The following is a 7,064-nucleotide window of genomic DNA, read 5'->3' on the forward strand; positions in this document are numbered from 1 at the left end:
CTACGCCGTTCTCCGCGAACTCCAACGCGCACTTGCCCGTTGGATCGGTACCTGCCCACTCTGTGACCACACCTTCCCCACCTAACAAAGTACTACTAGTGACGACGCCACCGAGGAGGGGGACCTTCTCAACGATGAACCCATTCCCGATGTCGTGACCGTCACCGTGAGGTACAGCGACACGCCCAACTTCTGGGAGCGGTCAGCGAATCGGTACGTCGACACGTTCGTCTTGGACGTGGCGCTGCTGCGGGGCGAGGTCGTCGCCGTGCACTCGGACGATCACCTGGGGCTGCACAAGCGGACGACGAAGGCCCTGGAGCAAATCGCACCAGCTGTGCAATCGACTGCTAAGGCCATAGGGAAGATTGAGGACTATGCCAAGCCGGAGGAGGTACGGGTCAGGGAGAGAGCCGAGCTTGAGCGCCGCCGCGCCGTCGTCGAGAGTCGTCGGCAATCGCGGCAGCGCAGGAGCGATCTCGCTCCCGAGCCGGCCAACGAGTAAGACATATGGCCCCCGATCGGCCGGCAGCGTGCATCCCAAGCTCATGGGGAGCACCGTGGATCCGCGGAGGCTGTCGGCGCGACTCGGAGATCCGCGAGAACACCAAGGCCGCCGCACTCGAGGCCGACACCGACTACACCCCCTACAGCCCCGACACCGTCCCCGAGTACCTGGACCCGCCGCTGGCACGCTGCACCGGCCACGGCGACGACCGGTGGCATTGGGCGGCAACATTCGCGTGGCCGGAGGACGAAGTGCCGGGTCCACACGTGCAGTACTGGTCCGCCCGCCCCGACCAGCAAGCACTCGACGAGATGTCGGATCAGCTGCCAGCGTTGGTGTCCGAGCGCCAAGGCCGGTACCGCTCGCGGGTGATGCCGCTGCCGCTGACCGTCGGCCGGCACCTGGTGTGGAGGGCCGTCGGCGACCCAGCCACCATCACCGAGCTGCTCGCACCCATCATGTCGATCGGGAAGAAACGCGGCGCCGGCGCCACGGCCACGTCCTGACATGGACCGTCGACGAAGAACCGGCTGCCGACCAGTGGAAGTTCGCGCACCTGCACCCCGACGGCAGCCTCGGCCGCACCGCAACCCCGGCCTGCCTGTACGAGCACGGCGACGTGCGCACCGGCGGCGAGGGACAGATTGGGCTCCGTCCGCCATACATGCACCCCGCGCGTCGAGCGCACGTGATGTTGCCCGACAACGGTCGGTAAGGCCTAGATGGTTGATTCCTTGAAGCGTGTCGCGGAGGAGGAGTAGGCGGAGGGTTTCCAAGATCAAAGCGTGACCAAAGAACTGGAAACCCTCCTGACCGAACTGTATGTGCTCATCGACGATCATGTCGTCGAACCCCGCTCCGGTCGGGGTCGGCGGCCCGTGCTCAGCGATGCCGAACTGCTCACCCTGGCCGTGGCACAGATGCTGCTCGGGTTCGATTGTGAACGCCGGTGGATCCGGCACGCCCACCACAGCGTCGAGTTGCGTGCCCTGTTTCCCTACATTCCCGGACAGTCGGACTACAACAAACGTGTCAGGGCGGCACGAGGGTTGCTGTGCAAGGCAATTCAGACGCTGGCGCGGATCTCACCATCCTGGTTCGACGACCTGTGGATCACCGACGCCACCCCTGTGCCCTGCGGAATGTCTCGTGAAACGGTGAAGCGATCGGACCTGGCCGGACACGCCGGGTACGGCTATTGCGCCTCCCATTCGCGCTTCTACTGGGGGCTGAAGCTGTATCTGGTCTGTGCGGGCGACGGGATGCCGATCATGTGGTGCCTGGCGCATCCGAAGCTCGGTGAGCGTGAGGTGGTGACCGCGCTGCTCGAACGCGATCATCACCTGATTCGGTCGGGGCAGATCTTGCTCGCCGACAAAGGCTTTTCCGGCGCACAGTTCGCCGATACCACCGCCGCGCTGGGTCTGAAGCTGCTACGCCCGGACCGTAAGGACGAAACGTACAAGAACGGCAATCTCGGCGGGGTGCGGCAGTGGATCGAATCGGTCAACCACACGTTGAAAGGGCAGCTTGGCCTGGAGGAACACGGTGGCCGTACCACGCACGGGGTGTTCGCCCGCGTCGCCCAGCGTGTGCTGGCGATGGCCGCCGGCATCTGGCACAACTGGAACATCGGCGCCACTGCCAAGCGATCATTGATCGCCTACGACCACTGATCCGTTCAAGGAATCAATCATCTAGGTGTTAGGTGATTGGTTGGCCCACCCCGAAGATCGGATCCTGCAGCGCTTCAGGCCAAACTACGTCGGCCTCCCAAGGCCGAACTGTGCGTGCGCGAACAAAGTAGAAGCCGATCGATCCCGAGTACTCAAATCGCCTGGTGGTCAGGCACTGCACTTGGCGGTCATCGTCGTATAGGACACTCGTGAGGCTGTCGAGAAGACCTTTGACAAGGTTGTCGACGTCCTTCTTTCTCTGTTTGTGGGGAACTACCGAGCTAATCGAGACGCACATCGGCCTAGATCCTGCGGCGCCTTGAAACATGTGTCGTGTCGCGAGTTCCGCAGTTACCGCTGCCTTGATCTTTGTGTTGTTGACGGATCTGGCCTGTGCTGACCAGGGCAGCACTTGGATAGGGAAGGAGACGTCCAGTGAGGGTCCAGCTGTAGTATCCGTCTCGATTTCGCACGATGGGCACGTCAACTGCGTAATCGTGTTTGCCTTCGACAGGAGATTGGACGATGCCAGGATCACGAGTTGTGGCTTACGTGCTGCGATAGTCCGGATATGTGACTCGTGTTGATTGAGCCAGTCGTGGACTTCCTGTCGCTGGACCACGGTGGGCGGCCGGTCAAGTTGCCGCCCCGTTTCCTTCTCGTAGTGCTTCCAGATCACGTCGAGGCGCTCTTCCGCAGTGGTGTCGGCTGCTTGCGCGAGTTCTATCTCGATTGGGTGCGAGGGAATGATCATCTTTCGATCTAACTCGGTCCGGACGAAGTCGTCGGCCCAATGTTGCCGGTTTCCCCAGCATGCACCGGAGACGATGCGCCGATTCACCACCGTCCAACCTAGGTTGACCGCACGTGCGGTGCCACCTGAAGGTGGCCATGAGCGCCGCCGATGGTAGAGATTCCAGCTATGGACTTCACCGCGCTCCACCGCCTGCTCGGTCGAGAACCGGGACCGATCATCGACGCGATGATCGACGCCGCCGTCGATAACGGGCTCAAGGAAACCGACGATCTGGATTGGAAGTCCGAGCTGCCGCCCGCCAAAGGGCTGCCGCAGACGGACTATCCGAAGGACATTGCTGCGATGGCCAACAGCGGTGGTGGCACGATCGTCTACGGGATCGAGGAATCGCAGAAGGCAGCGGTCAAGCGCCTCGGCGCCGGGGAACTTGACGAAGCACATGAACGCGCCCTGCGAAGTGCGGCCATCACAGCGATCAGTCCACCGATCTTCGGGCTCGGTATCCACGTTCTCGGCGAACCCGGAAATCGAGCGGTGGCAATCGTCGTTCCGGCCAGTGTCGACGGCCCCCACCTCATCTACCGAAACGAGTACTTCGGGGCGCCGATCCGAAACGACGCCGACACCGTGTGGATGAAAGAGCGCCAGATCGAAGCGATGTACAGAGCTCGCTTCGACGAACGCCGGCACGAGGCGGAAGCCCTTGTGAACCTCTACCAGGATGCGGTCACCGGCAGGGACATCAATGAGCGCGCCTGGCTCATCGCAGTGGCCCATCCCCGCCTATCTGCCTCCCAGACCATCCGCCCGAATCGGGACCAAGCCCGAGAGATCTTCGAGGCCGCCGGTTCCCATGCACTGGTCTACGCAGGCCGTGGTGGCATCCATCCCCTCGAATCGGTGGATCTCCTCAACCCGCGCCCCGGTCTTCGTCGTTGGATAGCCGCGAACACCGCCACCACGGAACGTTCGCGCTGGAAAGAAGCGTGGGTGAGCGTCCATCACGACGGGGCAGTCTCCCTTGCCGCCGCCGTGGGCGGGCACCCCGCCGCGGCGGACCGATACAACTCGGGCGATCTCATCGACTCCTTGACTATTGAATGCGCAGTCGCTGACCTCATGGGCATGATCCGAGCAGTGAGTGAACACCGAGGCACGAACGAGTACGAGGTAAGAATTGGGATCGAATGGACCGGCGGAACACCTCTAGTCATCCAGTCGGCCGACCGGTTTGGACATCCTTTCGCGGATAATTCAATCCCCCTGGCTCGCTATAACCCGGTGCTGACCACCGTCCGTGCGGACGCCGACAGCCTGAACTTCTTCCAGCAAGTCCATGATCTGGCGGAAGATTGCATCAACCAAGGTGGACTCACCGTCGTCCGGATGATTCATCCACCGTCGAGCGAGGAGTAGCGCCGAGACCGGTTAGTTCGTCAACTCTTCTGGTAGTCGCTGAGGAACTCATCGCCCGGGTGGAAGCCGAAACCTTGAAAGATTGACTTGGACATCTGCACGGCGAGCGTTCGTGGATCAGCAAGCAATTCAGTGACCGGCACCCCAACAGACGCGGTCAGCGACTCGCTGTGTGTCTTGTAGTCACCATGAAGGTCGCGTCCCGCGTGGTCGGCGACCAGGGAAGGAACCATGCCGCCGTTCGGGCTGATCCTGTCCGCGGATGAGGTCGCCCGGTTCGTGGCCCGGGTCGCGTACCCCAGCGGCCTGGTGGTGCTGGTGGACGAGGCACTCGCTCTGGTTGCCCCGGCGCGGGGCTACGGTGAGTGGCGGGGTGCGTTGGGACTGCCGGATCTGGCGGACAAGGCCCGCCGGCTCTTGCCCGGGGGCGGCGTGCCCTGATCGGCAGCGTTTCGGGTCGCGGCGCGGCGCGGCCCGGAGGCCCGGTTCCCGGCCGCCGGCGTCTGGGGGTGACAGGGTGCGGGTATGACTGTGCGGCTGCCGACCGCCCTCGCGACGGACTCGGACACTGCGGCGATCGCCGCGCTGAACCGGTATTTCGGCGATCCCCATCTGGGTGGGGACGCTTACGTCGGTGCGCACTTCGATTCCTGGTCGAGCGCGGGGGACCGGGGCGAGATGGCGGACCGGTTCACGGCCGATGATCTGGTGGCGGCGGGTGTTCCTGTCGGTGCAGATTCCGCCGGCGGCGGCCCTGGAGATTCTGGGCACTCGCGCGGAGACGCTGAATGCCCTTCTGGCGGCGATCGGGCCGGATCGGGACCTGGTCGACGAACCGGACCCGCTGGGTCCTGGGTGGCCCGCCTGGGACCTGGAAACCGCGCTCCGCGGCCTGCACGACGTCGGCAGGACGAAGGCGACGAAGCTGATCGCCCGCAAACGCCTCCGCCTGTTCCCGATTTGGGATTCGATGGTCAGTGCCGTCCTCGGCGCTGAGAACCAACATCTGAATCCGGTGCGGGAGGCGCTGCGCGCCGACGACGGTGCCCTGCACCACCGGCTGCTGAACCTCCGATCCTCCGCCGGTCTGCCGGAGGAGATCTCCGCGCTGCGGGTCTTCGATGTGATCGTGTGGATGGACGGCAGGGCCCGGGGTCTGGGGCAGCGTGCTGACCAGGGAAGATGACACGTCCCTCAGCCGGGCGTGCTCCACCCAGGAGTCCGAGGGTCTGCGCTGGCGGCGGTGGCGACGTCGGTGTGCCGTGATCGGCTTGGGTTGACGGTCCGGGAGACCGCGGACGCGTTGGGGATTGCGCGGGGCATGCTGGCGAGGACGTCGTGGAAGGGCCGTCGGGAGCCGGTAGGGGACGGGTCGGGGTTGTCTTCGCGTGCCGAGTGCGCGGTCGACGGTGCGGGGCGCTGGTGGCCGGCCCGGGAGATCGGTGAGCTGGGGCCCGGTGAGATGGTGCCGCGCTCTCTTGGAGGACTTCGCGCGGGGTGGACTACGAGTGGGTGACGATCTCGGGGTGAGCCTGATCGGCCTGGAGGTGCTGATCGCGGATGTCGAGTACCGGACGGCGGCGGGCGAGACAGCGGTGTGGAAGGCGATGGCATCTGATGATCGCCGCCCGGTGAAGCGGTGGGCCGAGGGGCGGTGATTGCCGGGGCGTGGGTGGCAGGTGAAAGCCGTCGGCACAAATTCATCGTTTGATGCCGTGAACTGCACAAATGACATGTCCCGGGTGGTCCGTCGTGGGCGCGTCCGATGATGGGTGGTGTGGATGAGGTGACACCCGCGGGATCGGGGAAGGGGTTGCGGATTTCGCTGGGCGTCATCGCGGGTCTGCTGGTGGGGTTCTTCTGCTATGTGCCGGCGGTGATCTTGTGGCAGCACTTCTTCGAGGTTCCGCGACCCCGGGTGTATCCGCACGGGTCGTTCACCTCGTTCGGGCCGGATCCGCCGCCGGCCGGGTATTGGGTGAGCTGGGCGGGGCCGGCGGTGCTGGTGGTGGTGTTCGGGTTGGTGACGGTTCCGTGGCGCGCTGCCCGGCAGTTCGCCGTTCCGTTTGTGCTGGCGTTTATGCCGATCGCCGCGTTGGCGGCGTGGTTCGTCATCGGGATGGACTTGTTCTTCACCCCGGACTGAGCGTGCCGCGTGGCCCGCACCAGATTTCCTGGGTGCGGGCCGCGGCTGTGTGGGGGTGTGATGGTGTTGTGACCTGGTGTGATGACATGTCCCCGGTTTGTGATGTGCAGGTCGCCGGCGACCTGTGTGGTCCAGTGCCGGCGCCGGGGTGTGGAGGGGGCGCGGGTGTCTGTCTCGTCCGTTTTGGAGCCGACTTTGAAAGGTGTTGATTTACAATATGATTGAGTAATCAGTTGGCTGATAAAGATTTACACAGATTATGCACAAATATGAGGCTGCAAGGTTCGTAATCTGTTGTAAATCAACAGATTTAGGAGTTTTGAGGTTTTCACCTGTTTTTGGTTACGTGAGGGTGGGGTGGTATGCTTGGGGTATGATGTGGAGCGGCGTGGGAAGGCGAGTGGGGCAGCCGCCCGCGTCCCCAGCCTCGTTGGGGTGTGGGGGACCGGATCGAACGTTCCGATCAAAGATGCAGGTGAGAACCTAATTTCGGAAACGCAGAGGAGCGAAGCGACTCGATCGGCGGCAACGGGAATCGACCTATTGCGAGCCGCGCAGCGG

10 protein-coding genes and 1 pseudogene are annotated in these 7,064 nt (G+C 63.9%); 9 read left to right on the forward strand and 2 right to left on the reverse strand.

Annotated features, from left to right (window positions below):
* Positions 1-154: 154 nt before the first annotated feature.
* The 3 genes from ACFTZB_RS40765 to ACFTZB_RS40775 all read left to right on the forward strand — a co-directional run bounded on the left by ACFTZB_RS40765 (position 155) and on the right by ACFTZB_RS40775 (position 2,184).
* On the forward strand, positions 155-505 hold the full coding sequence (locus tag ACFTZB_RS40765) for a hypothetical protein (protein WP_378440886.1): 351 nt from the start codon (positions 155-157) through the stop codon (positions 503-505).
* A 5-nt stretch (positions 506-510) separates the two neighbouring features.
* On the forward strand, positions 511-1,014 hold the full coding sequence (locus tag ACFTZB_RS40770; protein WP_378440888.1) for a hypothetical protein: 504 nt from the start codon (positions 511-513) through the stop codon (positions 1,012-1,014).
* 279 nt (positions 1,015-1,293) lie between these two features.
* A complete protein-coding gene (locus tag ACFTZB_RS40775) occupies positions 1,294-2,184 on the forward strand; it encodes an IS982 family transposase (protein ID WP_378440890.1) in 891 nt (296 codons plus the stop codon).
* Positions 2,185-2,212: 28 nt separating this feature from the next.
* On the opposite strand, the gene ACFTZB_RS40780 is transcribed toward ACFTZB_RS40775, so the two are convergent.
* Positions 2,213-2,938 carry a RusA family crossover junction endodeoxyribonuclease gene (locus ACFTZB_RS40780; RefSeq protein ID WP_378440892.1) on the reverse strand — a complete coding sequence of 242 codons (726 nt, stop codon included), beginning with the start codon at positions 2,936-2,938 and terminating at the stop codon, positions 2,213-2,215.
* A gap of 168 nt (positions 2,939-3,106) precedes the next feature.
* Between ACFTZB_RS40780 and ACFTZB_RS40785 the strand changes: the two genes are divergently transcribed.
* A complete protein-coding gene (locus ACFTZB_RS40785; RefSeq protein ID WP_378440894.1) occupies positions 3,107-4,357 on the forward strand; it encodes a helix-turn-helix domain-containing protein in 1,251 nt (416 codons plus the stop codon).
* Positions 4,358-4,377: 20 nt separating this feature from the next.
* On the opposite strand, the gene ACFTZB_RS40790 is transcribed toward ACFTZB_RS40785, so the two are convergent.
* Positions 4,378-4,590, reverse strand: a complete 213-nt coding sequence (locus ACFTZB_RS40790) for a hypothetical protein (RefSeq protein WP_378440896.1) — start codon at positions 4,588-4,590, stop codon at positions 4,378-4,380.
* Between ACFTZB_RS40790 and ACFTZB_RS40795 the strand changes: the two genes are divergently transcribed.
* From ACFTZB_RS40795 to ACFTZB_RS40815, 5 genes and pseudogenes are all read left to right on the forward strand, one after another.
* Positions 4,589-4,798, forward strand: coding sequence for a hypothetical protein (locus ACFTZB_RS40795; protein ID WP_378440898.1), 210 nt, complete (start codon positions 4,589-4,591; stop codon positions 4,796-4,798). The two genes, ACFTZB_RS40790 and ACFTZB_RS40795, sit on opposite strands and share 2 nt — an antisense overlap.
* Before the next feature lie 84 nt (positions 4,799-4,882).
* Positions 4,883-5,014: pseudogene (locus tag ACFTZB_RS40800) on the forward strand (hypothetical protein); the annotation flags it as partial.
* Positions 5,015-5,057: 43 nt separating this feature from the next.
* A complete protein-coding gene (locus ACFTZB_RS40805; RefSeq protein ID WP_378440900.1) occupies positions 5,058-5,543 on the forward strand; it encodes a DUF6308 family protein in 486 nt (161 codons plus the stop codon).
* A gap of 322 nt (positions 5,544-5,865) precedes the next feature.
* The gene (locus tag ACFTZB_RS40810; RefSeq protein ID WP_378440902.1) at positions 5,866-6,015 is read left to right on the forward strand and encodes a hypothetical protein; all 150 of its coding nucleotides are present in this window, start codon (positions 5,866-5,868) and stop codon (positions 6,013-6,015) included.
* Between the two features lie 119 nt (positions 6,016-6,134).
* Complete coding sequence (locus ACFTZB_RS40815) at positions 6,135-6,503, forward strand: hypothetical protein (protein ID WP_378440904.1); 369 nt, start codon at positions 6,135-6,137, stop codon at positions 6,501-6,503.
* Positions 6,504-7,064: the final 561 nt, after the last annotated feature.

It is taken from the genome of Rhodococcus sp. NPDC057014, assembly GCF_042673295.1.
In the GTDB taxonomy this organism is placed as follows: domain Bacteria; phylum Actinomycetota; class Actinomycetes; order Mycobacteriales; family Mycobacteriaceae; genus Rhodococcus_F.